This window comes from Herbiconiux sp. UC225_62 (assembly GCF_042694625.1).
Classification (GTDB): Bacteria; Actinomycetota; Actinomycetes; order Actinomycetales; family Microbacteriaceae; genus Herbiconiux.
The window spans coordinates 2887739-2913497 of the sequence record NZ_CP170551.1 but is presented as its reverse complement, the minus strand read 5'-3'; the positions used below and the strand labels follow the sequence as shown (position 1 = coordinate 2913497).

25 protein-coding genes and 1 tRNA gene are annotated in these 25759 nt (G+C 70.0%); 11 read left to right on the top strand and 15 right to left on the bottom strand.

Annotation, left to right across the window (positions count from 1 at the left end):
- From ACFJGU_RS14195 to ACFJGU_RS14185, 3 genes are read left to right on the top strand one after another with little or no spacing between them, the layout of a single operon-like run.
- Nucleotides 1-432, top strand: a complete 432-nt coding sequence (locus ACFJGU_RS14195; protein ID WP_382304152.1) for a MarR family winged helix-turn-helix transcriptional regulator — start codon at nt 1-3, stop codon at nt 430-432.
- Nucleotides 429-1817, top strand: coding sequence for an MFS transporter (locus ACFJGU_RS14190; protein WP_382304151.1), 1389 nt, complete (start codon nt 429-431; stop codon nt 1815-1817). Before ACFJGU_RS14195 ends, ACFJGU_RS14190 begins: the two co-directional genes overlap by 4 nt.
- Nucleotides 1818-1859: 42 nt before the next feature.
- A complete protein-coding gene (locus ACFJGU_RS14185; protein ID WP_382304150.1) occupies nt 1860-2744 on the top strand; it encodes an LLM class flavin-dependent oxidoreductase in 885 nt (294 codons plus the stop codon).
- A gap of 13 nt (nt 2745-2757) precedes the next feature.
- Here the strand turns inward: ACFJGU_RS14185 and ACFJGU_RS14180 are convergent, their stop codons facing one another.
- A complete protein-coding gene (locus ACFJGU_RS14180) occupies nt 2758-5076 on the bottom strand; it encodes an LLM class flavin-dependent oxidoreductase (protein WP_382304149.1) in 2319 nt (772 codons plus the stop codon).
- A 64-nt stretch (nt 5077-5140) separates the two neighbouring features.
- Here ACFJGU_RS14180 and ACFJGU_RS14175 point away from each other — a divergent pair, with 64 nt between their 5' ends.
- The 5 genes from ACFJGU_RS14175 (at nt 5141) to araA (ending at nt 10845) form a co-directional block, all read left to right on the top strand.
- A complete protein-coding gene (locus tag ACFJGU_RS14175; RefSeq protein ID WP_382304148.1) occupies nt 5141-5584 on the top strand; it encodes a winged helix-turn-helix transcriptional regulator in 444 nt (147 codons plus the stop codon).
- Between the two features lie 88 nt (nt 5585-5672).
- Nucleotides 5673-6722, top strand: a complete 1050-nt coding sequence (locus ACFJGU_RS14170) for a LacI family DNA-binding transcriptional regulator (RefSeq protein ID WP_382304147.1) — start codon at nt 5673-5675, stop codon at nt 6720-6722.
- 168 nt (nt 6723-6890) lie between these two features.
- The gene (locus tag ACFJGU_RS14165; protein WP_382304146.1) at nt 6891-8609 is read left to right on the top strand and encodes a xylulokinase; all 1719 of its coding nucleotides are present in this window, start codon (nt 6891-6893) and stop codon (nt 8607-8609) included.
- The gene (locus tag ACFJGU_RS14160; RefSeq protein WP_382304145.1) at nt 8606-9325 is read left to right on the top strand and encodes an L-ribulose-5-phosphate 4-epimerase; all 720 of its coding nucleotides are present in this window, start codon (nt 8606-8608) and stop codon (nt 9323-9325) included. Before ACFJGU_RS14165 ends, ACFJGU_RS14160 begins: the two co-directional genes overlap by 4 nt.
- Nucleotides 9322-10845: an L-arabinose isomerase gene (araA, locus tag ACFJGU_RS14155; protein WP_382304144.1), complete on the top strand. Its 1524-nt coding sequence runs from the start codon at nt 9322-9324 to the stop codon at nt 10843-10845. The genes ACFJGU_RS14160 and araA overlap by 4 nt, the downstream gene beginning before the upstream one ends.
- A gap of 41 nt (nt 10846-10886) precedes the next feature.
- On the opposite strand, the gene ACFJGU_RS14150 is transcribed toward araA, so the two are convergent.
- A complete protein-coding gene (locus ACFJGU_RS14150) occupies nt 10887-11045 on the bottom strand; it encodes a hypothetical protein (protein ID WP_382304143.1) in 159 nt (52 codons plus the stop codon).
- Between the two features lie 149 nt (nt 11046-11194).
- On the opposite strand from ACFJGU_RS14150, the gene ACFJGU_RS14145 reads away from it, so the two are divergent.
- Nucleotides 11195-11998, top strand: a complete 804-nt coding sequence (locus tag ACFJGU_RS14145; protein WP_382304142.1) for an alpha/beta fold hydrolase — start codon at nt 11195-11197, stop codon at nt 11996-11998.
- 95 nt (nt 11999-12093) lie between these two features.
- Here the strand turns inward: ACFJGU_RS14145 and ftsY are convergent, their stop codons facing one another.
- The 5 genes from ftsY to ACFJGU_RS14120 form a co-directional block, all read right to left on the bottom strand.
- On the bottom strand, nt 12094-12969 hold the full coding sequence (ftsY, locus tag ACFJGU_RS14140; protein ID WP_382304141.1) for a signal recognition particle-docking protein FtsY: 876 nt from the start codon (nt 12967-12969) through the stop codon (nt 12094-12096).
- The gene (locus ACFJGU_RS14135; protein ID WP_382310371.1) at nt 12962-13183 is read right to left on the bottom strand and encodes a mycoredoxin; all 222 of its coding nucleotides are present in this window, start codon (nt 13181-13183) and stop codon (nt 12962-12964) included. Before ACFJGU_RS14135 ends, ftsY begins: the two co-directional genes overlap by 8 nt.
- A gap of 62 nt (nt 13184-13245) precedes the next feature.
- Entirely contained in the window at nt 13246-14223 is a 978-nt protein-coding gene (locus ACFJGU_RS14130; protein ID WP_382304140.1) for a ribose-phosphate diphosphokinase, read from the bottom strand.
- Nucleotides 14224-14243: 20 nt separating this feature from the next.
- Entirely contained in the window at nt 14244-15689 is a 1446-nt protein-coding gene (gene glmU / locus ACFJGU_RS14125) for a bifunctional UDP-N-acetylglucosamine diphosphorylase/glucosamine-1-phosphate N-acetyltransferase GlmU (RefSeq protein ID WP_382304139.1), read from the bottom strand.
- Between the two features lie 80 nt (nt 15690-15769).
- A tRNA-Gln gene (locus ACFJGU_RS14120) sits at nt 15770-15841 on the bottom strand.
- Nucleotides 15842-15919: 78 nt separating this feature from the next.
- Between ACFJGU_RS14120 and ACFJGU_RS14115 the strand changes: the two genes are divergently transcribed.
- A complete protein-coding gene (locus ACFJGU_RS14115; RefSeq protein ID WP_382304138.1) occupies nt 15920-16420 on the top strand; it encodes a MarR family winged helix-turn-helix transcriptional regulator in 501 nt (166 codons plus the stop codon).
- 6 nt (nt 16421-16426) lie between these two features.
- Here ACFJGU_RS14115 and ACFJGU_RS14110 read toward each other — a convergent pair whose 3' ends face one another.
- Nucleotides 16427-18229, bottom strand: a complete 1803-nt coding sequence (locus ACFJGU_RS14110; protein ID WP_382304137.1) for an ABC-F family ATP-binding cassette domain-containing protein — start codon at nt 18227-18229, stop codon at nt 16427-16429.
- Between the two features lie 74 nt (nt 18230-18303).
- Here ACFJGU_RS14110 and ACFJGU_RS14105 point away from each other — a divergent pair, with 74 nt between their 5' ends.
- Nucleotides 18304-19185, top strand: coding sequence for a spermidine synthase (locus ACFJGU_RS14105; RefSeq protein WP_382304136.1), 882 nt, complete (start codon nt 18304-18306; stop codon nt 19183-19185).
- Between the two features lie 41 nt (nt 19186-19226).
- Here ACFJGU_RS14105 and ACFJGU_RS14100 read toward each other — a convergent pair whose 3' ends face one another.
- From ACFJGU_RS14100 to metG, 7 genes are all read right to left on the bottom strand, one after another.
- On the bottom strand, nt 19227-19718 hold the full coding sequence (locus tag ACFJGU_RS14100; protein WP_382304135.1) for a YdeI/OmpD-associated family protein: 492 nt from the start codon (nt 19716-19718) through the stop codon (nt 19227-19229).
- A 27-nt stretch (nt 19719-19745) separates the two neighbouring features.
- Nucleotides 19746-20375, bottom strand: a complete 630-nt coding sequence (locus tag ACFJGU_RS14095; RefSeq protein ID WP_382304134.1) for a Pr6Pr family membrane protein — start codon at nt 20373-20375, stop codon at nt 19746-19748.
- Nucleotides 20376-20431: 56 nt separating this feature from the next.
- The gene (locus ACFJGU_RS14090) at nt 20432-21367 is read right to left on the bottom strand and encodes a 4-(cytidine 5'-diphospho)-2-C-methyl-D-erythritol kinase (RefSeq protein WP_382304133.1); all 936 of its coding nucleotides are present in this window, start codon (nt 21365-21367) and stop codon (nt 20432-20434) included.
- A 56-nt stretch (nt 21368-21423) separates the two neighbouring features.
- The gene (locus ACFJGU_RS14085) at nt 21424-22218 is read right to left on the bottom strand and encodes an alpha/beta hydrolase (protein WP_382304132.1); all 795 of its coding nucleotides are present in this window, start codon (nt 22216-22218) and stop codon (nt 21424-21426) included.
- Between the two features lie 90 nt (nt 22219-22308).
- On the bottom strand, nt 22309-23229 hold the full coding sequence (gene rsmA / locus ACFJGU_RS14080; protein ID WP_382304131.1) for a 16S rRNA (adenine(1518)-N(6)/adenine(1519)-N(6))-dimethyltransferase RsmA: 921 nt from the start codon (nt 23227-23229) through the stop codon (nt 22309-22311).
- Entirely contained in the window at nt 23226-24152 is a 927-nt protein-coding gene (locus ACFJGU_RS14075; protein ID WP_382304130.1) for a TatD family hydrolase, read from the bottom strand. Before ACFJGU_RS14075 ends, rsmA begins: the two co-directional genes overlap by 4 nt.
- Entirely contained in the window at nt 24149-25717 is a 1569-nt protein-coding gene (gene metG / locus ACFJGU_RS14070) for a methionine--tRNA ligase (RefSeq protein WP_382304129.1), read from the bottom strand. Before metG ends, ACFJGU_RS14075 begins: the two co-directional genes overlap by 4 nt.
- Nucleotides 25718-25759 lie beyond the last annotated feature (42 nt).

The following is a 25759-nucleotide window of genomic DNA, read 5'->3' as shown; positions in this document are numbered from 1 at the left end:
ATGGCCGTCGAAACCTCCTCCCGCTCGCTCAGCAGCGAACTGCGGGCGGCGACGATGCGGCTGTCGCGCCGGCTGCGCCGCGAACGGGCCGACGACGAGTTGACCGACGCGCAGGCCGGGGTGCTGGCGGTCGTGCTGCGTGACGGTCCGATGACGCCGGTGGCCCTGAGCGCTCGCGAGCACGTCACGCCGCCCTCGATGAACCGCACCCTGAACGCGCTCGAGTCCGCGGGCTACGTGGTGCGTGTGCGCAGCGACGACGACCGGCGGCTCGTCCTCGTGACACTGACGGATGCCGGGCACGAGGTCGTGCTCGAGACGCGCCGTCGCCGCGACGCCTGGCTCGACCGGCGCCTCGCCTCCCTGAGCGACGAGGAGCTCGAGGTGCTGGAACGCGCCGCCGCCGTGATCCGCCGGATGGTCGACGAATGAGCGCGATGTTCCGCTCGCTCTCCAGCATCAACTACCGCATCTGGTTCGCCGGGGCCCTGGTGTCGAACGTCGGCACCTGGATGCAGCGCACGGCCCAGGACTGGATCGTGCTCACCGAGCTCACCGACCACGACGCCGCAGCGCTCGGCATCACGGTGGCACTCCAACTCGGTCCGCAATTGCTGCTCGTGCCGGTGTCGGGGCTCATCGCCGATCGCCTGAACAAGCGGCACACCCTCATGGCCACGCAGATCTCGATGGGCGTGCTCGGAGCGGCGCTCGGCATCATCGTGCTCACCGGCGCGGCACAGCTCTGGATCGTGTACGTCTTCGCCCTGCTGCTCGGCATGGCCTCAGCCATCGACGCCCCGGTGCGGCAGACCTTCGTCGCCGAGCTGGTCTCAGGCGCGAACGTCTCGAACGCGGTCGCCCTCAACTCGGCGTCGTTCAACGCGGCGCGCACCATCGGGCCGGCGATCGCCGGGCTCCTGGTGGCCGTGATCGGCGCCGGATGGGTCTTCGTCATCAACGCCGTCACGTTCGCCGCCGTGGTGGTGTCGCTGAAGTTCATCCGGATCGGGGCCGCCCAGCTGATGAAGCAGGCACCGCGGGCCAAGGGACAACTGCTGGCCGGGTTCCGCTACGTGCGGCGGCGGCCGGATCTGCTGATCATCTTCGTCATCGTGTTCGTGATCGGCACCTTCGGGTTCAACTACCAGATCTTCACCTCCACGATGGCGACGGTGGAGTTCGGGCAGGGGTCGGCCGGCTTCGGGCTGCTGACCTCGATCATGGCGATCGGATCGGTCGCGGGGGCACTGGTGTCGGCCAGCCGCGATCGGCCACGGATGCAGCTCGTCTTCCTCGCCAGCGCGGCGTTCGGACTCAGCGCCCTGGGCGCAGCCCTCGCCCCCAGCTACTGGGTGTTCGCGGGCGCCCTGGTGCTGATCGGCTTCTCGGGGCAGATCCTGATGACCACCGCGAACGGCACCGTGCAGACCACGACCGACCAGAGCATGCGCGGTCGCGTGATGGCGCTCTATATGGCGATCTTCATGGGCGGCACCCCGATCGGCGCACCGCTGGTGGGCGCGATCGCCAACACGCTCGGTCCGCGGTGGGCGCTCGGTGTGGCCGCCGCAGCGGGTGTCGCCGCGTTCCTCATCGGCGCCGGATGGCTCGTCCTGCACCGCCGGCTCCGGCTGCGCCTCGGCCCCGACCGCCGGCCCCACTTCGCCTTCGGCCGTGCCGGAGACGAGACCCTCACCGGTTCGTTCAGCGCAGTGGCCGTCGCGGATCCCGTCCGCAACCCCGACGTCTCCGAACGCGAAGAGGAACTCGAGGAGGACTTCGCCCTCGACGAGGCCGACGCCAAGCGCGCCTGAACCCGCGCTTCCCGGTGCCCGGCGTGGGTGGAGACTGACCCCATGCGCTATGGCATCGTCATCCTGCCCCAAGATCCCTGGCCCGAGTCACGTCGCAAGTGGGTGCTGGCCGAAGAGCTCGGCTTCGACCACGCCTGGACCTACGACCACCTCTCCTGGCGCTCACTGGCCGACGAGCCGTGGTGCGCCACCATTCCGCTGCTGACCGCCGCAGCGACGGCGACCACGAGCATCCGGCTCGGCACCTTCGTGGCCTCGCCGAATTATCGGCACCCGGTTCCGTTCGCCAAGGATCTGGCGACGGTCGACGACATCTCGGGCGGACGGTTCACGCTCGGCGTCGGGTCGGGCGGCACCGGCTTCGACGCCTTCGTACTGGGCCAGGAGCAACTGACACCGCGACAGCGCCACGAGCGGTTCGCCGAGTTCGTCACCGTCCTGGACGACCTGCTGCGCTTCGAGGACCCCGGATCGCACGGCATCTCGGCATCGGGCGAGTGGTACACCGCGCACGAGGCCCGGATGGTGGGAATCCCCGCGCAGCGGCCGCGGATGCCTTTCATGCTGGCCGCGAACGGCCCGAAAGGGCTCGCGCTCGTCGCGCGCTTCGGGCAGAGCTGGGTGACCACCGGCGCCGAGGGTGCGACGGGCGAGGACTGGTGGCGATCGGTCGCCGAGCTCTCGAAGCGGCTCGACTACGCCGCGGAGGCCGCCGGCCGCGATCCGCTCTCGATCGGCCGCGTGCTCTCGCTCGACAACCCGGAGACGTACTCGCTGGCCAGCATCGGGGCCTTCGACGACACGACCGGGCGTGCCGCCGAGCTCGGGTTCACGGACGTGATCAGCCATTGGCCGCGGCGCGACGGCATCTACGCCGGGTCGGAGGACGTGCTCCTCGAGGCGGCCGCGCGCATCCGTTCGTCCTGAACCCGCGGCCGGCTCACGAGAGCAGGGCGGCCCGGCCCACGGCGAAGTTGTCGCGGAACACGTGCTCGGGGTCGAGCTCTTCCTTCAGCGCACGAAGGCGTGCGAGGGTGGCTGGAGGGAAGGCGTCGTCGAGTCGTTCGGGACGCAGGTCGGTCTCGAAGCTGAGGTAGAGACCCTGGAAGTGCTCGGCGAGATCGTCCCAGAGCTCGTCGAGTCGCTCGCGCCGGGAGCCGAACGCCACCACGGAGAAGTTCGCCGAGCGGTGCGCGTAGGCCGTGGCCTCCGGATCGACGTCGGCGACCGCGCCGCCCACCGAACGGATCTGGAAGAAGTAGACCGCGCCGGTCTCGAGCATCCGCGTGGCCGCCTGGGCGAACTCGGGAGTGATGTGGTCGAGAAGCCCGGAGCGCGAGGCCGGCTCTCCGCGACCGTCGTGGTCGCCGCCCTGGGCGTTCGCCATCACGGCCGAGTACGGCATCAGCTGCACCGACTGATCGACCAGCGGAGCGGTGTCGGCGAGCGGCTGCAGGCGGTCGATGATCGTCTCGGGATCGTCGGAGTCCACCACGGCGAGCACCTGCGCGATGGCCGGCTGCCCCGGCCGCGGGCCGCCCATGATGAGGAAGCTCGTGAGGTCGCGCGGCGCGCTCTCGACGGCGGCGCCCCAGCGCTCCAGAAAGCCCGCCGTGTCGCTCGCGTCGAAGGCGAGCTGGGCCCAGCCGACCTCGCCGACGGCGTCGACCTCGAATTCGAACGACACGACGATGCCGAAGTTGGCTCCGGCCCCGCGCACCGCCCAGAACAGGTCGGCGTTCTCGTCGTCGCTCGCCCGCACCACGCTGCCGTCGGCGAGCACCACCTCGACCGCGCGGAGATGGTCGATGGTCAGCCCGTGCTCGCGCACGAGCCAGCCGATCCCGCCGGCCGTGGCGAGGCCGCCGACGCCCACTCCCCCGTAGTCGCCCGAGCTCAACGCCCAGCCGTGCTCGGCGAGTGCGGCCGCGACATCCATCCAGCGGGCGCCGGGCTGGATGCGCACCCGACGTGTGCTCTCGTCGAGCACCTCGATCCGGTTGAGCTTCGAGAGGTCGATCACGATGCCGCCGTCGTTGGTGGAGCGTCCGCTGATGCCGTGACCTCCGCTGCGGATGGCGAGCGGCGCATCCGGATGCCGCCGGGCGAACGCCAGGGCCTCGACGACCTGCTCGACCGTGCTCACCCGGAAGACGAGTCCGGGCGAACCGCCGCGCATGTACGTCGAGCGCACGCGCGGGAAGTCGAGGTCGCCGGGTTCGACCACGGCGTCGCGGAGCGAGTCGGGCACGGAGTCGTAGTCGATCCCGTCGCGGCGCTTGGCGAGGGCGATCGAGCTGCGCACGGTGCGTTCGACCGTGCTGTCGATACCGAGTTCTCGCTCGACCGCCTGCCGGAGGGCGGGGGCGACCTCCTCGGCGAACTGCTGCATCGAGGCCGGGTCGTCGCCCGCGAGGATGAAGGTGCCGATGCCCTCCTCCACGACGAGGGGGAGGAGCTGCTCCACCCACTGCGTCGGCGGACCCGTGAGCTGGCCGCCTTCGCTGAGCGAGAGCGCCGGACTCATCGCCGATCCGCCGTTCGAGGGGGCGCCGAATCGGCCGCCGATGTTGAGGAGTCGGCGGATCTCGCGCGGATCGCGACCCGCATCCGTCGCCGCCCGGTCGATGGCCGCGTTGCCGGCGCGCAGGTCGCCGGGCTTCAGGTAGGCGAGGGAGGGCAGCCAGCCGTCGGCCTTGCGGCCGGTGAGGCGGAGCATCCGGGGCTTGTACGCGCCGACCCAGATGGGGATGGGGTGGAGGGGCGCCGGGCCGCGCTTGGCGCCGTCGAGCCGGTGGTAGTCGCCCGGGACGCGGAGGGGTGCGCGCTCCCCCGTGTTCCAGATGCCTCGCATGACGTCGATCGCCTCGCTCAGCGCGTCGACGGCCTGGCCGGGGGTGAGGCGGCGGCCGCCCATGGCGTCGATCGCGTCCCAGAAGCCGCCGGCGCCGAGGCCCAGGTCGAAGCGCCCGCCGGAGAGCAGGTCGAGGCTAGCGGCCGCGCGGGCGGTGACCGCGGGCGGCCTGAGGGGCACGTTGAGCACGTTCGGGGCGATGTGGATGCGCTCGGTCTGGGCGGCGACCCAGGTCATCAGGGTCCAGGTGTCGAGGAACGACGGCTGGTAGGGGTGGTCCTGGAAGGTCGCGAGGTCGTAGCCCAGTCGCTCGCTCAGCTGGGCGAGGGCGACGGGCGCGGTCGGCGGGGCGTTCACCGGGGTGATGAAGGTTCCGAACTGCAGGCGATGACCGTAATGAGGCATGTGACAAGGATGCGCCGATCCCGACGCCCGACCAAACATGGCGTTAGTGACTTACACTAGGTAAGTGACTTCATCCGATTCCTCCGCATCCTCGTCCGCCTGGCACCACATCGACGATGCCGAGTGCCGACGGTTCACCGCGTCGGTCGAGCTCGTCGGCAAGCGGTGGAGTTCGGGCATCCTGCTCGCCATCGCGCAGGGCGCCTCGCGTTTCAGCGACATCGTGGCCTCCGTCGTGGGGCTCTCGGACCGGTTGCTCGCGCAGCGACTCAAGGAGCTCGAGCGGTCGGGGCTGGTGTCGCGCTCGGTCGTCGCCACCACGCCCGTGCAGGTGCGGTACGCGCTCACGCCACGGGGTTCCGACCTGCTGCAGTCGTTGCAGCCGCTCGTGTCATGGGGGCAGCGCTGGGGAACGCCGGCGACCGACGGCATCCCGGCCGCGCCGCCTGCTGCGGGCACCCAGCCCGTTTCGGCGCCCGGCGGGGCGGTCGCTCCCGCTCTCGGCTGACCCTTCGGACTCAGCGGCCCCTTCCGTGACGTGACGCGGGTCTGTGACGTGACGCGGGCGGCGAGGCGGATGCGGGCATAATCGACGCATGACGCCCGAGCCGACACCCGACGACGCCAGGCCGCCGCAGGGCGCACCCGGCATCGCGTCGCGGACGGCGCCCCGGGCCGCCAGCGTGTTCGACGTGGCGAAGGCGGCCGGGGTCTCGCATCAGACGGTCTCGCGCGTGCTGAACGGTCATCCGAGCGTGCGGCCGGCGACCCGACAGAAGGTGCTCGACGCGATGCGCGCCCTCAGCTACCGGCCGAACCTGGCGGCCCGGGCGCTGGTCACGAGCCGTTCGCGCATCATCGGCATCCTCTCCACCGCCAGTGGCGAGTACGGGCCGGCGTCGAGCATCAGCGCGGTCGAGGCCGCCGCCCGCAGCCGCGGCTACAGCGTCACCATCGCCAACGCCGACGGGCTCGACCAGTCGTCGATCGACGAGGCCATCAACCATCTGGTCGACCTCTCCGCCGAGGGGCTCGTGGTGATCGCACCGCAGATCCAGGTCTTGGAGAGCCTCTCGAGCCGCTCCTTCGGCGTGCCCTACGTGACCCTGCAGACCCTCGCGACCGTCGGTAGCTCCGAACTCGCCCTCGACCAGGTGGAGGGCGCCCGGATCGCCACCGCCCACCTCGCCGACCTCGGACACCGCCGGATCGGGCACCTCGCCGGCCCCGCCGACTGGATCGACGCCACCTCGCGCCGCGCGGGATACGCCGCCGAACTCGAAGCTCGGGGGCTGCCGGCCGACCTCGTGGCGACCGGCGATTGGAGCGCGGCATCCGGATACCGGGCCGCGCAGGCCCTGATCGAGCGGGGCGCGACCGCGATCTTCTCCGCGAACGACCAGATGGCGCTCGGCGTGCTCCATGCTGCGAGCGATGCCGGTCTCGACGTGCCGACGCGGCTCAGCGTCGTGGGCTTCGACGACACGCCGGAGGCGGCCCACTACCTGCCACCCCTCACCACCGTGCGGCAGGATTTCGCCGAGTCCGGCCGGCGCTGCGTCGCCCTCCTCCTCGGCGAGCACGAGCCCCCGCCCTCCGTGCTCCCGGTGCTCGTTCCGCGCGCCTCGACCGCTCCCCTCGCCTGACCCTCCCGACTTCTTGCCCCCTCCGGTCCTAAAACCCGGATTTTGGGGCGGGAAGGGGCAAGAAGTTCGGGGGTGGTGGGGTGTGCGCTTCCCGCGAGCAGGGTGCGTGCCGTATGCTCGATGCGAAATGTGAGCGATCACATTGTGAGCCGAAGGAGTCCCTGCACCATGAGCGAGCCCGTCGCCCCCGATCCCGTGCGCGAGGCCATCCTCGCCGGGCGCACCTCCCTCGGCATCGAGCTGGGGTCGACCCGCATCAAGGCGTGCCTGATCGGCGACGACCCCTCCACCGTGCTCGCCGTCGGCAGCCACGACTGGGAGAACCAGTTCGTCGACCGGATGTGGACCTACTCGCTCGAGGATGTCTGGGCGGGACTCCAGTCCGCCTACGCCGACCTCGTCGCCGACGTCGAGCGGCGCCATGGCGTGCGCCCTGAGACCTTCGGCGCCATCGGGGTCTCCGCGATGATGCACGGCTACCTCGCCTTCGACGGCGCGGGCGAGCTGCTCGTCCCGTTCCGCACCTGGCGGAACACCACCACCGGACCCGCGGCGGCCGAACTGAGCGAACTCTTCGGCGTCAACATCCCGCTCCGCTGGTCGATCGCCCACCTGCACCAGGCCGTGATCGACCAGGAGCCGCACGTCGCGCAGCTCCGTCACTTCACGACCCTCGCCGGGTACGTGCACTGGCGGCTCACCGGGCGCAGCGTGCTCGGTGTCGGTGACGCGTCGGGCATGTTCCCCATCGACGCGGCCACCCACGACTACGACGCCGAACTCGTCGCACGCTACGACGACCTGGTCGCCGAGTCCGCGCCCGGCCTGAAGCTCGCCGAGCTGCTGCCCGACGTGCTGGTGGCCGGACGTCCGGCCGGGCACCTCACAGCCGAGGGCGCCGCCCTGCTCGACCCGAGCGGCACGTTGCGCCCCGGCGTCGTGCTCTGCCCGCCCGAGGGCGACGCCGGCACGGGGATGGTCGCCACCGGCGCCGTGGCACCGCGCACCGGAAACGTCAGCGCGGGCACGAGTATCTTCGCCATGGTGGTCCTGGAGCGGCCGCTGGAGCACGTGCACCACGAGCTCGACCTCGTCACCACGCCGGCCGGCGACCCGGTCGCGATGGTGCACTGCAACAACGGGGCGAGCGAGCTCGCCGCGTGGGCAGGGCTCTTCGGCCGCTTCTCGGCCGCCTCCGCGTCCGGTCGGGCTCCGGAGACCGGCGGCGCCGGAGCTTCCGCCGACTCCGACGCGGTGTTCGACGTGCTGTTCCGCGAGGCGCTCGACGGCGACGCGGATGCCGGCGGCCTTCTCGCCTACAACCACCTCGCGGGCGAGCCGATCGCGGGCCTCAGCGAGGGCCGCCCCCTGGTGGTGCGTGCCCCCGACAGCAGCTTCACCCTGGCCAACTTCATGCGCGCCCAGCTCTACGGCGTGTTCGGCACGCTCGCCCTCGGCATGCGCGTGCTCGCCGACGAAGGCGCGACCCTCGACCGGATGTTCGCCCACGGCGGCCTGTTCCGCACGGCCGGCGTCGCCCAGCGGTTCCTCGCCGGAGCACTCGACGCCCCCGTCGCGGTCGCCGAGACCGCATCCGAAGGAGGCGCCTGGGGCATCGCCGTACTGGCGTCGTACGTCACGTACGTGTCCGAAGCCAGCGCCGACGCCGACGAGCCCGACCCGGCCGCGAGCGCCGGGAGTGCAGCTGCCTCGGGACTCGACGCCTACCTGCGCGATCGCGTCTTCGCCGGCGCCGGCATCCAGACCACCGACCCCGATCCGGCCGACGTCGCCGGTTTCGCCGCCTATCTCGACCGCTACCGCGCCGGCCTCGCCGTCGAACGAGCGGCGGTCGACGCCCTCCCCCTGAAAGGAACGCCCGCGTGACATCCGCCCTCTCCACCGACCCCGCCCTGCAGGAGGCGATCGACCGCGTACGCGCGGAGGTCGCCGCCCTGCACGCCCAACTCACCCAGTACGGCCTCGTGATGTGGACGGGCGGGAACGTCTCGGGCCGCGTGCCCGGCGCCGACCTCTTCGTGATCAAGCCCTCGGGCGTCGACTATGACGACCTCGCCCCCGAGAACATGATCCTCTGCACCCTCGACGGCACCGTCGTGGCGGGCACCCCCGGCTCCGACCGGTCGCCGAGCAGCGACACCGCCGCGCACGCCTACGTCTACCGCAACATGCCCGAGGTGGGCGGGGTCGTGCACACGCACTCCCCCTACGCCGTGGCCTGGGCGGCGCGCGGCGAGGCGATCCCCTGCGTGATCACCGCGATGGCCGACGAGTTCGGCGGCGAGATCCCGGTGGGCCCGTTCGCCGTCATCGGCGACGACTCGATCGGCCGCGGCATCGTCGACACCCTGAAGAACCACCGCTCGCGCGCCGTGCTCATGAAGAACCACGGCCCGTTCACCATCGGCAAGGATGCCCGCGACGCCGTGAAGGCCGCCGTCATGACCGAAGACGTCGCCCGCACCGTGCACCTCTCCCGACAGCTCGGTGAACCGGCGCCCATCGCCCCCGCCGCAATCGACTCCCTCTTCAACCGCTACCAGAACGTCTACGGACAAGACCCGACAGGATCCCTCAATTGAGTAAGCTCGAAACCTCCCTGGCCCCCTACGAGATCTGGTTCTTCACCGGCAGCCAGAACCTGTACGGCGAGGAGACCCTCCGCCAGGTCGCCGCGCAGTCGCAGGAGATCGTGGCGACGCTCGACGACGCATCCGTCATTCCGGTGAAGATCGTCTGGAAGCCGGTTCTCAAGGATTCGGAGTCGATCCGTCGTGCGGCGCTCGAGGTCAACGCCGACGACAAGGTGATCGGCGTCGTCGCCTGGATGCACACGTTCAGCCCCGCGAAGATGTGGATCGCCGGACTCGACGCCCTGCAGAAGCCCCTGCTGCACTTGCACACCCAGGCGAACGTCGAGCTGCCCTACGCCGAGATCGACTTCGACTTCATGAACCTCAACCAGGCCGCGCACGGCGACCGCGAGTTCGGCTACATCCAGACCCGCCTGGGCGTCGCGCGCAAGACCGTGGTGGGGCACGCCTCCAACCCGCTCGTGCAGCAGCAGATCGCCGACTGGTCGCGGGCTGCAGCCGGATGGCAGGCCGTCAAGACCCTCAAGCTCGCCCGCTTCGGCGACAACATGCGGTACGTGGCGGTGACCGAAGGCGACAAGACCGAGGCCGAGATCCGGTTCGGCGTGCAGGTCAACACCTGGGGCGTGAACGAACTCGCCGATGCGGTGGCCGTCGCCGAAGCGGATGTCGCGGCGGTGGATGCTCTCGTCGCCGAGTACGAGGAGCTCTACGACGTCGTGCCCGAACTGCGGGCGGGCGGCGAGCGGCACCAGTCTCTGCGCGACGGCGCGGCGATCGAGATCGGCCTGCGTTCCTTCCTCGAAGAGGGCGGCTTCGGCGCGTTCACGACGAGCTTCGAAGACCTCGGTGCACTGAAGCAGCTGCCCGGCCTGGCCGTGCAGCGACTGATGGCCGAGGGCTACGGCTTCGGCGCCGAGGGCGACTGGAAGACCGCGATCCTCGTGCGGGCCGCGAACGTCATGGGCGCCGGGCTCCCCGGCGGCGCGTCGCTGATGGAGGACTACACCTACGACCTGGTCGAAGGCGCGGAGACCATCCTGGGCGCGCACATGCTCGAGGTCAGCCCCTCGCTCACGACCGCTCGCGCCTCACTCGAGGTGCACCCGCTCGGCATCGGTGGCAAGGACGACCCGGTGCGGCTCGTGTTCACGGCCGATCCCGGCCCCGCCGTCGTGGTGGCGATGAGCGACATGCGCGATCGCTTCCGCCTCGTGGCGAACGTGGTCGAGGTCGTGGAGCCGCGCGCGCCGCTGCCGCACTTGCCCGTGGGTCGGGCTGTCTGGCGTCCCGCGCCCTCCTTCGCCGTCTCGGCGGCGGCGTGGCTGACCGCCGGAGCCGCCCATCACACGGTCATGTCGACGGCCGTGGGCATCGAGGTGTTCGAGGACTTCGCGGCGATCGCGAAGACCGAGCTGCTCACCATCGACGCCGACACGACCCTGAAGGGCTTCGCCAACGAGGTCCGCTGGAACCAGGCCTACTACCGCCTCGCCCAGGGACTCTGAGCCGTCCTCCCTTTCGGGAGGAGCTGCGTGACACGAAGCCTCTAATGGGATCTCGTAGCGCTCTGCTCCTCCCGAATCGGGCCGAAGTCGTGCTCGGGCCGGTTCGGGATCCGGCGATAGCTGTCGCGGCGCAGGTCGACGACCGTCGCGACGATGCCGATGACGGCGCCGATGCCGAGTAGGACCAGCAAGATGACCATGTGCGCACCTCCATGCGTCCGCATCAGACCGGTACAGCAGTCCAATTGGTTGTGATTACTTGATTGGCTCAATCATTCAGCCAGAGTTAGAGCCAATCAAGATGCCACCTGGCAAGCGCTGGCCCGCGGGCGCGCGATAGCGTGATGACGTGGATTACGCGATCAACCCGTCCGACGGCGCGCGAATCGCCTACCGCACCACGCCGGCCGGCCCCGAAGCGGCCCGGGATGCCGCACCCATCGCGCTCGTGCACGGCACCGCTCTCTCGCAGGCCATCTGGCGGGGATTCGGCTATCTGCGTGCCCTCGCGCCCGAACGCGCCCTCATCACGCTCGACCTCCGCGGACACGGGCGCAGCGACAAACCGCACGCATCGGCTGCGTACTCGATGCCGTTGTTCCTCGGCGACGTGCTCGCGGTGCTCGACGCCGTCGGCATCGGCGCGGCTCACGTCGCGGGCTATTCTCTGGGTGGCCGGGTGGCCTTCTCGCTCGCGGCGGCGCATCCGGATCGCCTGGTCTCGCTGACCAGCATCGCCGGGGCTCCCGCCACGGGAGCGGGGGTGTTCGACCGCGTGTTCTTCCCCGGCAGCCTCGCCGCGCTCGAGAACGGCGGCATGGCGGCCTTCCTCAGCGAATGGGAGCGCGCCTCCGGCCACCCGCTCGACCCCGTCACCCGCTCGGCCTTCGCCGCCAACGATGCCACGGCACTAGCGGCGTACATGCGGGCAGCCGAACGGGAGCCACGGGTGCCGGATGCGCAGCTCGCCGCACTGCGGATGCCCGTGCTGCTCCTGGCCGGCACCCGCGACCCCGAGCGCCTGCGCTCAGCCCATTACGTACACGGCCTGGTTCCGGGAGCCGAACTCGTGGTGCTCGACGGCGCCACACATGCCGACACACCCCGGCACCCGGAGGCCCTCCCGGCCCTCCGCCGATTCCTGGCGCGCTGACACCTGCCGAGAGGAAGGCAACTGGCCGTTGTCGACGACCCAGGGTGAGGTCGAGGCCGCGCCAGCGACCTCAGCCGACCATGCCGCCTTGCGCCTCAGCCGACCAGGTTCTGGGCGAACACGTGCGGGGTGAAGCCGGTCAGGTCGTTGATGCCCTCGCCCTGGCCCACGAGCTTGATGGGGATGCCCGTCTTCTCCTGCACGGCGAGCACGAACCCGGCCTTGGCCGATCCGTCGAGCTTCGTGATGACGAGACCGGTGACCCCCGCGTGCTGGATGAACGCATCCGCCTGCGCGAGCCCGTTCTGCCCCGTCGTGGCGTCGAGCACGAGCAGCACCTCGGCCACGGGCGCCTGCTTCTCGATGACGCGCCGGATCTTGCCCAGCTCGTCCATCAGGCCGCCCTTGGTCTGCAGCCGGCCGGCGGTGTCGATCAGCACGATCTCCGTGCCGCGCGCCTTCGCCTGCTCGATGGTCTGGAAGGCGACGGATGCCGGGTCCTGTCCCTCGTGCTGCGGCCGCACCACATCGGCTCCCGCCCGCTCGGCCCAGGTCGCCAGCTGCTCCACCGCGGCCGCGCGGAAGGTGTCGGCCGCGCCGACCACGACCGTCCGGTTGTAGGTCTTGAGGAACCGGGCGAACTTGCCGATCGTCGTGGTCTTGCCCACGCCGTTCACACCCACGACGAGCACCACGGCCGGGCGCTCCGTGAGTTTCAGCGTGGGGTCGTACTTCGCGAGCCGCTCCTCGATCGACTCGCGGAGCATCCGCTGCAGGTCTTTCGGGTCGGTCGTCGAGTAGCGCTGCACCTTCGCCCGCAGGTCTTCGACCACGTCATCCGTGATCGCCGGGCCGAAGTCGGCCTTAATCAGGGCGTCTTCGAGGTCTTCCCAGGTCTCGTCGTCGATGGTGCGCTTCGCGAACATGCCGCGGAGCGCGCCGGAGAGCGACCAGGGAGTGCGATCAGCCAAGACGGGCCGCCACGTCGCGAGCCGAGGGGTTGGTGGCGGTGGAGCCGTCGGGGAACACCACCGTGGGCACCGTCTGGTTGCCGCCGTTGACCGAGGCCACGAGCTCCGCCGTGCCGTCGACCTCCTCGATGTTCACCTCGGTGTAGCCGATTCCGGATGCGTCGAGCTGCTTCTTCAGGCGCGCGCAGTAGCCGCACCAGCTGGTCGAGAACATCGTGATCGAGCCGTCGGCCGGGGTGAAGGCCTCGAGGGTGGGCGTCGCCGCCGCGGCGCCGCTCACGCGTCACCGTCGAACATCGTGGTGACCGAGCCGTCGGAGAAGACCTCGTTGATGGCCCGCGCGATCAGCGGGGCGATCGGCAGCACGGTCAATCTGTCCCAGTGCTTCTCGGGCGGCAGCGGAAGGGTGTCGGTGACGACCACCTGGTCGATGAACGACGACTGCAGGATCTCGGTGGCCGGGTCGGAGAACACGGCGTGCGTCGCCGCCACCACGACCCCGATCGCGCCATTGGCCTTGAGCGCCTCCGCGGCCGCCACGATGGTGCGGCCGGTGTCGATCAGGTCGTCGACCAGCAGGCACACGCGACCCGACACGTCGCCCACGATCTCGTGCACGCTCACCTGGTTCGGCACGCGGGGGTCACGACGCTTGTGGATGATGGCGAGCGGCACGCCGAGCTTGTCGCTCCAGACATCCGCCACCCGCACCCGGCCCATGTCGGGGCTCACGACCGTGAGGGTCGCGGGGTCGAGCGACTTGCGCATGTGCTCGAGCAGCACCGGCATGGCGAAGAGGTGGTCGACCGGGCCGTCGAAGAAGCCCTGGATCTGGGCCGCGTGCAGGTCGACCGACATGATGCGGTTCGCGCCCGCGGCGAGGAAGAGATCGGCCACCAGCCGGGCCGAGATCGGCTCACGGCCGCGACCCTTCTTGTCCTGCCGGGCGTAGGGGTAGAAGGGGGCGACCACGGTAATGCGCTTGGCCGAGGCCCGCTTCAGCGCGTCGACCATGATCAACTGCTCCATCAGCCACTCGTTGATCGGGGCCGTGTGCGACTGGATGACGAACGCGTCGCAGCCGCGCACGCTCTCGCCGTAGCGGATGTAGAGCTCGCCGTTGGCGAAGGTGCGCGCCTCCGTGTCGACGAGGTCGGTGCCGAGAGCGGCAGCGATGTCCTGCGCCAGCTTCGGATGCGCTCGCCCCGAGACGACGACGAGGCTCTTCTCTCCGCTGGCCTTGATTCCGGACACTGTTCTCCGCTCTTGTTGGGCTATTCGGCCGCGGAATCGGACCGCGACCCGGCCGCCTGCGCCGCCGTCGCCGCATCCGTTCCGGGCCGGTTCTGTTCGACCCAGCCGGCCATGTTCCTCTGAGGAGCCACGGTGATCGCGAGCGCACCGGACGGGACGTCTTTACGGACGACCGTCCCTGCACCCGTGTAGGCGCCATCTCCGATTCTAACCGGGGCGACGAACACGTTGTGCGACCCGGTGCGCACATGCGAGCCCACCTGGGTGCGGTTCTTGTTGACGCCGTCGTAGTTCGCGGTGATCGTTCCGGCGCCCACATTGGAGCCGACGCCGATCTCCGTGTCACCGATGTAGGACAGATGCGGCACCTTGCTGCCGGCGCCGATGTGCGAGTTCTTCGTCTCGACGAAGGTACCGATCTTGCCGTCGGCGTCGAGCACCGTGTTCGGCCGCAGGTAGGAGAACGGGCCCACGGATGCGCCGGCGCCGATGACGGAGAGCGTCGCGTCGGTGCGCTTCACGACCGCGTTCTCGCCCACCTCGCAGTCGACGAGGGTGCTGTCGGGGCCGACGGTGGCACCGCGGGCGATGCTCGTGGCGCCCTTGATCTGGGTGCCCGGAAGGATGGTGACGTCTTCGGCGAGGCTCGCCTTGAGGTCGATCCAGGTCGTCGCGGGGTCGACCACCGTGACGCCGTTGAGCTGCCAGCCGCGCACGATGAGGGCGTTGAGCTTGGCGGCCGCTTCGCCCAGCTGGGCGCGATCGTTGATGCCGGCGACCAGCCACGGCTCACTGACGGGCATGGCCGCGACGTCGGAACCGGCGCGGCGGAGGAGTCCGATCACGTCGGTGAGGTACTTCTCGCCCTGCGCGTTCGCGGTGGTGACCTGCGCGAGCTGGTCGCGGAGCTCGGAGAGGCCGAAGACGTAGACGCCCGCGTTGATCTCGCGGATGGCGAGTTCGGAGTCGGTCGCGTCCTTGTGCTCCACGATGCGGTCGAGCATGCCGTCGCCGGTGCGCACGATGCGGCCGTAGCCGGCGGGCTCGTCGAGCACGGCCGACAGCAGTGTCGCCGTGGCGCGGCTCGCGCGGTGCGCTTCGATCAGCTGCCCGAGTGTCGCGGCGTCGAGCAGCGGAACGTCGCCGCTCACGACGAGCACGTCGCCCTCGAAGTCGGCGGGGAGGGCGGCGACGGCCTGCTCGACCGCACGGCCCGTGCCGGGCACCTCGTCCTGGTCCACGATCAGCGAGCTGGGGAAGTGGTCGTGCACGACTTCTTGCACGGCATCACGTTCGTGCCGCACCACGGTGACGGTGTAAGCGGCATCCAGTTGTCCCGCGGTCGCGAGCACGTGCCCGATGAGCGGCACACCCGCGATCTCGTGGAGGAGCTTGGGGATGCGGGACTTCATGCGCGTCCCCTGGCCCGCTGCCAGGACCACGATGGCGAGTCTTTCGTCAGTCAAGTGCGGATCTCCTTTTGCCTGAGTGAAGGCTGCCGCCTTTCGGAGCGCGATGAATTGATCCACCGGATCAATTCACCACGCTCCGCCTCCAGGACTCGAACCTGGACCTAACAGCTCCAAAGGCTGTCGTGCTGCCATTACACCAAGGCGGACCACCGGACGCACCGGCAGAGAACAAGTCTGCCAGACGCGCACCGTCACGAAGCGACGGCCGCGAGGATAATGGAGGGATGAACGCCAGGGAAAGCCGCGACACGGTCGACGAGATCGTCGAAGCCTGGATGCGCGAGCACCCCGGTCTCGACTTCTCACCGCTGAAGATCCTGTCGCGTGTGACCCGACTGGCGAAGCAGCTGGAGAAGACGCGTCGCGCCTCGTTCGCCACGGCCGATCTCGAGCCGTGGGAGTTCGACGTGCTCGCCGCTCTGCGCCGGGCCGGCTATCCGCACGAGCTCAGCCCGAAGGCACTGCTCGAGCAGACCTACGTCTCCAGCGGCACGATGACCAACCGGATCGACGGGATGGTGCGGCGCGGTCTCGTGGAGCGGCGCACGCATCCGAACGACGGGCGCGGCGTGCTGGTGTCGATGACCGACGAGGGGCGCGACCGGGTCGACGCCGCGATCTCCCACCTCGTGGCTGCCGAGACCGAGCTGCTCGCAGGCCTGTCCAAGGCCGATCAGGACCGCCTGGCCGGCCTCCTCCGCCGCCTCTCCCTCGACATGGCCTGAGCCGCCTCAGCCGAGGAGTTCGGAGAGTTCCAGCCAGCGGGTCTCGAATTCGGCGATCTGGCGCTCGAGGGGAGCGACCTCGGCGGTGAGGGTGCCGAGGCCGACGTAGTCGGACTGGTCGTGCTCCGCGATCTTCACGTGCAGCGCATCGATCTGCTCGGTGTACTTCGCGATCTTGCGCTCGAGCGAGGCCAGTTCCTTCTGCGCGTTGCGGAGCTCGGCGCCGTTCAGGGTGGGCTTCGCGGCCTCGGCGGCACGGGCATCCGTCGCCTTCTGATCCGACGCGGCGGTGGCAGCGGATGCCGCCCCCGACTTGCGGAGCGCCAGATACTGCTCGAGGCCCCCCGGCAGGTGCCGGAACTTGTGGTCGAGCACCGCGTACTGCTGGTCGGTGACGCGCTCGATCAGGTACCGGTCGTGCGAGACCACGAGCAGCGTGCCCGGGAAGGAGTCGAGCAGGTCTTCGAGGGCCGCGAGCATGTCGGTGTCGAGGTCGTTGGTGGGCTCGTCGAGGATGAGCACGTTCGGCTCGTCGAGCAGGATGAGCAGCAGCTGCAAGCGGCGCTTCTGACCGCCGGACAGGTCTTTCACGGGGGTGGAGAGCTGTGCGCTGGTGAAGCCGAGGCGTTCGAGCAGCTGTCCGGGAGTGAGTTCCTTGCCGCCCGCGACGTACGACGAGCGCTGGCGCCCGATGACCTCGCTGACCCGGTCGTTCCAGACGTCCTCGAGCTCGGAGAGCTGCTGGGTGAGGCTCGCGATCTTGACGGTCTTGCCCTGCTTCACCCGCCCGGTCGTGGGCTGGACGGTGCCGGTGACGAGACCGAGGAGCGTGCTCTTGCCGGCGCCGTTCACGCCTAGGATGCCGGTGCGCTCGCCGGGGGCGATGCGCCACTCGACATCCTTCAGCACGAGCTTGTCGTCGAAGGAGACGGACACGTCGAGCAGGTCGACGACGTCTTTTCCGAGGCGGGCGGTGGCCATCTGCGTGAGCGAGACGGTGTCGCGGGGCGGCGGCTCGTCGGCGATGAGCTCGGCGGCGGCGTCCATCCGGAACTTGGGCTTCGTGGAGCGGGCCGGAGCGCCTCGGCGGAGCCACGCGAGCTCCTTGCGCATGAGGTTCTGGCGCTTCGATTCGGTGGCCGCCGACATCCGGTCACGCTCGACGCGCTGGAGGATGTAGGCCGCGTAGCCGCCCTCGAACGGCTCGACGATGCGGTCGTGCACCTCCCAGGTGGCCGTGGATACCTCGTCGAGGAACCACCGGTCGTGGGTCACGACCGCGAGTCCTCCGCTGCCGGCCGGCCAGCGGCGCTTGAGGTGCTCGGCGAGCCAGGCGATGCCCTCGACGTCGAGGTGGTTGGTGGGCTCGTCGAGGAAGATGACGTCCCAGTCGCCTACCAGCAGCGCCGCGAGCGCGACGCGGCGGCGCTGACCGCCGGAGAGGGTGCCGACGACGGCGTTCCAGTCGAAGTCGGAGAGGAGTCCGCCGATGACGTCGCGGATCTTGGCGTCGCCCGCCCAGACGTGCTCATCGATGTCGCCCACCACGGCCTGTGCGACGGTGAGCGCGGAGTCGACGGTGTCGGCCTGGTCGAGCATGCCGAGCGTGACGCCGCGGCGTCGGGTGACGCGACCTCCGTCGGGTTCGATGCGCCCGGCGAGGAGTTTCAGCAGGGTCGACTTGCCGTCGCCGTTGCGGCCGACGATGCCGACGCGGTCACCTTCGTTCAGGCCCAGCGTGACGGAGTCGAAGATGACTCGGGTCGGGTATTCGAGATGGAGCGCCTCAGCGCCCAGGAGATGAGCCACCCGTCGAGGTTACCCGCTCCACTCGGGAGGTGGCCCCGCGCGGCTCCGACGCACCCCGCGCCTAGACTGTGCGGATGCACGCCGACCGCCGCGCCTTCTCTCTCGACCTGGCGCACCACCGGGCCGAACTGGTGCTCTATTACCGCAAGAGCCAGAGCTACGAGCTGATCGTCGGCGGCATCCCGCAGTCGCGGGTTTCGCTCGCTTACCCCGAGCTGCTCGACTATCCCTACGTGCGCCACATCGCGCGGATGCTCGACGCCGCCGCGCCCGCGGGAGAGCCGCTGCGCACGGTTCACCTGGGCGCCGGGGCGCTCACCCTGCCGCGCTACGTCGCGGCGACCCGTCCCGGCTCGCCGCAGATCGTGGTGGAGTACGAGCGCGCTCTGGGCGAGGCCGTGCTCCAGGCGCTGCCCCTGCCGGAGGGAGCCGACGTGACGATGCTCTGGGGCGATGCCCGGCAGCTGGCCGCCTCCCCGCCGGCCGACGTGGGCTGGGACAACATCCCGTTCACGATCGTCGACCTCTGGGACGCCGCGCGCGTCTCCGCCCACGTCTCGAGTTCCGAGTTCTACGCACTGGTGGCGAAGCGGATGTCGCCCGGCGGCGTCTTGGCCGTCAACCTGCTCGACGGCGGCGCGTTCGAATATGCACGCGGTCAGGCGGCGACGCTCGCCGCGCTGTTCGGGAACGTCGCCGTGGTGCTCGACACCCGGCCGTACGGGCATCCGCCGGTCGACAACGTGGTGGTCTTCGCGAGCGACTCGTCGCTCGCCGTGGCGGAACATCCGGACCTCCTCGACGACAACGACAACGACGAGGACGATCCCGCCGGCCCGCGCCCCACCGTCTTGAGCGGCGCCGAGCTCACCCGGTGGGTGGACGAGGCAGCACCGGTGACGGATGCCACCGCCGTCGACTCCCCCGACCCGTACGACCCGCGCTTCCCCGCCTGAACCCCGGGGCGGCACTGGGGCAACCGGCTACCCGGTCGACTTCACTTGAGGCGGGTGCCGGTGGAGAGCATCTCGGTCATCTTCTCGATGCGCGACGCCCGGGTCTCGGGACGCTTGGCTCCCTCGATCCACTGCTGGTATTCGCGCTGATGGCTGTAGCTCAGGCGATCGAACATGGCGGCCTGCCCGGACTCGTCGAGAGCGGCGCGCGCATCGGCTGCCAATTCGATCGTGCGCGGTGCCGTGTCCAACCGGAGGGTGACGTGCACCGTGTCGCCGGGCTCCTTGCCGATCTTCTCGCGGATCTCCCGGAGCATCCCGAGCAGGTGGGTGTCGCCGGCCCCCATCTTCATGAGGGAGCCGCGGTAGGGTTCGCCGTCGAAGGTCGCGACGACGGGCACGCGACCCTTGACGCCGAAGAGTTCCGGCACGCTGTGGGGGAAGGCCACCCAGGCGCTGGAGTTCGCGACATCCGTGTCGCGCAGGATGACGGCGTCGAACTCGAGCGCGCCGGGGTCACGGTAATCGACCATGGCACCGATGGTAGCCCCGGAGCGCGGTCAGCTGCGGAGGATGCGGGTGCGGCTGAGCCCGATGACGGCACAGGCCATCAGACCGATGAACCCGGCGATGGCGACGACGTAGACGACGACCGCCCCGTATCCCCCGGGCTGCGCGGGATTGAGGAACGGATACGGATACCAGCCCACGATCGGTCCGCGGATCATCGTGTACACCGCCCAGACCAGCGGGAACGCGATGATCGCCCAGATCGAGGTCCACTTCAGCGGCGACTTGCCGGGCGTGAGGATCCACACCACCACGATGTAGATCGGCGCGATGAGGTGGAGCACCTCGTTCGACCAGGCCAGCGTGCGCCCCTGTTCGAGCGTGATGTTGCGCAGCAGAAGGTTGTAGACCACCCCGGTGGTGGCCATGTAGGTCACCACGGCCGCCAGCGACAGGTTGTACCAGGGCGGATCGCGCCGCACGGTGAACGAGTAGTACGCCCCGATCAGCAGCGCGATGGCGGCGAGCGCGTTCGAGAGGATGGTGAAGTAGCTGAAGAAGTTCACGAGGAAGAAGGGCACGTCGGGCGTGACCTCGAGGCTGTAGATCAGTTGGCCGACGATCGCGGCGATGATGACCCCGGCCGCGATGACGCGGATGACCCCGAACACTGTGCGCATGGCGTCACTCTAGCGAGGGGCCCGGAACGGATCGCGGCGGCTCGCGCGAGGCCGACTCAGTCGCCGACGATGCGGGCGCCGGCGACCGGGCCGGTGACCCGCACCACGTGGTAGCGCGCCGCGGAGAGGGCGATCTGCAACTCGAGGGCGCTGTCGATGTCGGCGGTGAGGAAGGCGACCGTCGGGCCCGATCCGGAGACGAGACCGGCGAGGGCGCCGTTCGCCTCACCGACTTCGAGGATGGCGGCGAGCCCCGGATTGAGATGCAGCGACGGGGCCTGCAGGTCGTTGTGCAGCGACTCGGCGAGCATGTGCGGATCGCCGGCGCGCAGGGCCTGCAGCACATCGGTGTCGACCAGCGGCTGACCTTGCGCCGGGAAGATGTCCTGCGAGTGCCGCTCGCGGTGCCGGTCGAGCTCGCGGTAGACCTCGGGGGTGCTGAGGCCGTGGTCGGGCAGCACGAGAATCCAGTGGAACTGGCCCTTCGCGAGGGCCGGGCTCAGCTGATCACCGCGACCCGTGCCGATCGCGGTGCCGCCGGTGAAGGCGAAGGGCACGTCGGCGCCGAGTTCGGCGGCGAGGAGGAGGAGCTCCTCGCGGCCGACATCCGTCCCCCAGAGGGCGTCGCAGGCCAGGAGGGTCGCCGCGGCATCCGCGGACCCGCCGCCCATGCCGCCGGCGATGGGCACGTTCTTGTCGATGGCGAGACTCACGCCGCCGCGGAACCCGGTCTTGCGCGCCAGCAGTCGAGCGGCCCGCATGGCGAGGTTCGAGCCATCCGTCTCCAGCCCGCTGGTGTCGATGTGGCCGCCGAAGCGCACCGAGAAGTCGCTCGCCGGGGAGGCGTAGACGTCTTCGTAGAGGGAGACGGCCTGGTAGGCGGTGGCGACGTCGTGGTATCCGTCGTCCATCACCGCGCCGACCTTGAGGAACACGTTGATCTTGCCCGGGGCCCGTACGTGCACGGTCTTCTCTAGGCCCCGAGTGGTCATGCATCCAACCTATCCCACGAGCCGTCTTCCCCCATTCAGGGGTCGATCAGGCGCCTTCAGGGTCGGTCGGCGGCGATCAGTGCGAGCGCCTCGGCCACCACGCGATCGGCATCGTCGCGTTGGATCGAGTGGCCCGCGCCCTCGACGATCGCCGCGGAGAACGACTCGGGTGATGCAGCGGTGAGCCGCTCCCCCTCCGCTGCCGTGAACGAAGCGCCCAGCCGAGGGTCGGCGCCCAGGACGCGGACGCGCCGACGGATGCGTGCGGCCACCGGCTCGAGATGCCAGCTCCCGTTGTCACGCACGGTGCGCTCGACGACGAACGGGCTGACCACGCGGGCGGCGTTGACCTTCTGCACCGCGTCTTCAGTGTGCCAGCGCGGATTCGCGCGCAGCAACTCGTCGGCGTCGAGACGGTCGAGGTCGCCGAGCAGATCGGCCACCACGGCGTCGTGCTGCTCGTCGGGCATGCGCAACACGGGATCGAGCAGCAGGATGGCCCGCGTCCAGTCCGGGTTCGCCTCGGCGGCGACCGTCGCCACGGCGCCGCCGAGGGAGTGCCCCACGACGAGGTCCCAGGGACGGTGAGCCCCCGCGGGCTCGAGGTTCACGACATCGGCCGTGTAGTCCGCGAGGCGGTAGGTGAGCGTGCGCGGCGACGCGCCGTGGCCGCGGAGGTCGGGTGCGGTGACGGACCACCCGGATGCCGCGAGCGCACTCGCCACCCGCCACCACGTTCCGGCGGCGGAGGTGAGGCCGTGCAGGAGCAGGGCGGTGGGTCGAGCATCCGTCTCGCCCCACTGCAGGGTGGCGAGACGAACCGGGAACGGGGCGGCGGTGTTCGAGGTCACGCGTCGATCCTCACACGGACGAGAGCCGCGCCGCCCACCACCGACCGCCAGATGACGTCGAATTCCGGACGCGCGGGCGATGCTGCGCCGCTACTCCCCCGCGTCCTCGGCGCCGTCGGCGCCCTCAGCGGCCTCGGCGGCCAGCGACGCCCGCGCCACCGCCAGGAAATCGTGCACCGTCAGCTCTTCGCCGCGGGCGGTGGGGGCGACGCCGGCCTCGGTGAGCACCTCCGACGCCCTCGCCGAGTCGCCCAGCACCACCGAGAGGGCCTGCCGCAGCATCTTGCGCCGCTGCTGAAACGCCGCGTCGACGATCTCGAAGGTGCGCACCCGCAGCTCCTCGGTGTCGAGCCCCGTTCCGACGCGGGAGAACCCCACGAGCACGGAGTCGACGTTCGGCACCGGCCAGAACACCTGCCGACTGACGTTGCCCGCGGTGCGCCAATTGCCGTACCAGGCCGCCTTCACGCTCGGCGATCCGTAGACCTTCGATCCGGGCTCGGCCGCCAAGCGGTGCCCCACCTCGGCCTGCACCATCACCACGCCCGACAAGATCGACGGGAAGTGCTCGAGCAGATGCAGCAACACCGGCACCGAGACGTTGTAGGGCAGGTTCGCCACGAGTCGCGACGGCGACGACGGGAGCGAGAGGATGCGCAACGCGTCGTCGCGCACGACGGTGAGCGCGGCATCCGGAGCCAGCTGCGACACGGTCAACGGCAGTTGCTCGGCGAGACGCCGGTCGATCTCGACCGCCACGACCTCCGCGCCGGCCTCGAGCAGGCCGAGCGTCAGCGATCCGAGTCCGGGCCCGACCTCGAGCACCACGTCATCCGCCTCGACGCCCGCGACGCGCACGATCTTGCGCACCGTGTTCGCGTCGATCACGAAGTTCTGGCCCAGCTTCTTCGTGGGGGTGAGGTCGAGCAGAGCGGCGAGATCGCGGATCTCGGCCGGACCGAGCAGGGTGACGGATGTGCCGGATGCGTCGCCGCCGTCGGTCACGCTCATGAGGCCTGCACCGGGTCGTCTTCCCAACGCCCGTAGACCAGCTCGGTGTTGGAGGAGATCTGGGCGGCGAGCATCGACACGTCCGTGCCGAGGTGCGCCGCCATGGCGCGCAAGGTGTGCGGGATCAGGTACGGGGCGTTCGGACGGCCACGGAACGGGGTCGGAGTGAGGTACGGCGCATCCGTCTCCACCATGATCAGCGAGCGGGGCGCCACCTCGAGGGCTTCGCGGAGCGCGCCCGCGTTCTTGAAGGTGACGTTGCCGGCGAACGACATGTACCAGCCGTTCTCCGCGCAGAGGGCCGCGAACTCCGCGTCGCCCGAGAAGCAGTGGAACACGGTGCGCTCGGGGGCACCCACGCGGCGGAGCGTCTCCACCACCTCGCGGTGGGCATCCCGGTCGTGGATCTGGAGCGCGATGCCGTTCTCCTTCGCGATGGCGATGTGCGCCTCGAAGGAGCGGTACTGGGCGGCGATCCCCGCCTCGCACTCGGTGCGGTAGAAGTCGAGGCCGGTCTCGCCCACGGCGCGCACCCGCGGCCAGGAGGCGAGTTCGGCGATCTCGGCGAGCGCGTCGTCGAGCCCGCCCGCCTCGTCGTACGAGGGCGCGTCGTTCGGGTGGATGGCGACGGCCGCGAGCATCCGCGGTTCCCGGGCGGCCTGCTCGGCCGACCAGCGGCTGGTCTCGAGGTCGGTGCCCACCTGCACCACCCCGCGCACTCCGACGGCCGATGCCCGGTCGAGGTGCTCGTGGTAGTCGATCGGATCGTCGCCGTCGGCGACCTCCAGATGCGTGTGGTTGTCGTAGACGGGCACCACGAGCGCCTCGGGCAGCGGCGGGTAGGTCTGGTCGCCGCGCTCGGAGGGCTCCCGCTTGCGGACGTACGCGGGCGGCTCTCCCTCGGCCGGCGAAAGCGACGTCACGACGCGTCGACCTCGATACGCGGGAACAGGGCCTCGAGGGGTTCGACGCGGGCGCCGCCCGTCCACTCCCAGGCTGCACGGATGGGCTGGTCCTGCACCGTTCCCGTTCCCGTCAGCGCTGTCCACAGTTTCGCGGTCGCCTCGGGCAGCACCGGCGAGAGAAGTACCGTGAGCGTACCGAGCCCGTGCACCGCGGTGTTGAGCACGGTGGCCAGCCTGTCGGCCTTCGACGGGTCTTTCGCCAGCACCCACGGCTCTTGGAGAGTGATGTATCCGTTCAGCTCGTCGACCAGTTCCCACACGCGGGCGATCGCTTCGTGCACGGCCAGGCGCTCGATCGCCTCGTCGGCGGCCTTGGTCGCCCGGCGCTCGGTGGCGCGGATGGCGAGGTCGGCCTCGGTCAGGGCCGACTCCACCGCGGGGGGCACGGTGCCGCCGTGGTAGCGCGTCACCATCGCGATCACGCGGGACGCGAGGTTTCCGAAGCCGTTGGCGAGCTCGGCCTGGTAGCGGGCCGAGAGGTCCTCCCAGCTGAACGAGCCGTCCTGCCCGAAGTTGATGGCGCGCATGAAGTAGTAACGGAACGCGTCCGAGCCGAAGGTGTCGGTGATCTGCTCCGGCGCGATGCCGGTGAGCTTGGACTTCGACATCTTCTCGCCGCCCACCAGCAGCCAGCCGTGGCCATACACCTGCTTCGGCACCTCGAGTCCCGCGGCCATGAGCATGGCCGGCCAGATGACGGCGTGGAAGCGCGCGATGTCCTTGCCCACGATGTGGGTGGCGGGCCACAGCCGGTCGAATTTCTCCTGGTCGTAGCCGTAGCCGGCCGCCGTGGCGTAGTTGAGGAGGGCGTCGAACCACACGTAGACGACGTGCGTCTCGTCCCACGGCACCTTGATGCCCCAGTCGAAGGTCTGCCGCGAGATGGAGAGATCGGTGAGGCCGCGCTTCACGAACTGCACGATCTCGTTGCGCACGCTCTCGGGCTGCACGAAGTCGGGGCGCGACTCGTAGAGATCGAGCAGAGGCTGCGTGAAGTCGCTCATGCGGAAGAAGTAGTTGCGCTCCTTGAGGAGCTCGACGGGCTTCGAGTGGATCTTGCAGACCAACTGACCCTCGTACTGCCCGGTGCCGTCTTCGAGGTCGGAGAGCTGCTTGTACTCCTCGCAGCCCACGCAGTAGTAGCCCTCGTACTCACCGGTATAGATGTAGCCGGCGTCGTAGAGGCGCTGCAGGAACAGCTGCACGTTCACCTCGTGCCGCTCGTCGGTGGTGCGGATGAAGTCGTCGTTCGAGATGTCGATGGTGTTGAGCAGCGGCTGCCACGACTCGGCCACGAGCTTGTCGGCCCATTCCTTGGGGCTCATGCCGTTGGCGGTCGCGGTGCGCAGGATCTTCTGGCCATGCTCGTCGGTGCCGGTGAGGAACCAGGTGTCGTCCCCCGCCTGGCGGTGCCAGCGCGCGAGCACGTCGGCGGCCACCTCGGTGTAGGCGTGCCCGATGTGCGGCACGTCGTTCACGTAGAAAATCGGCGTGGTGATGTAGAACGAAGAGCCGTCGGACATGCTGACCATCCTAAAGGCCGGGGCCGACCCGGGTGTTCGTGT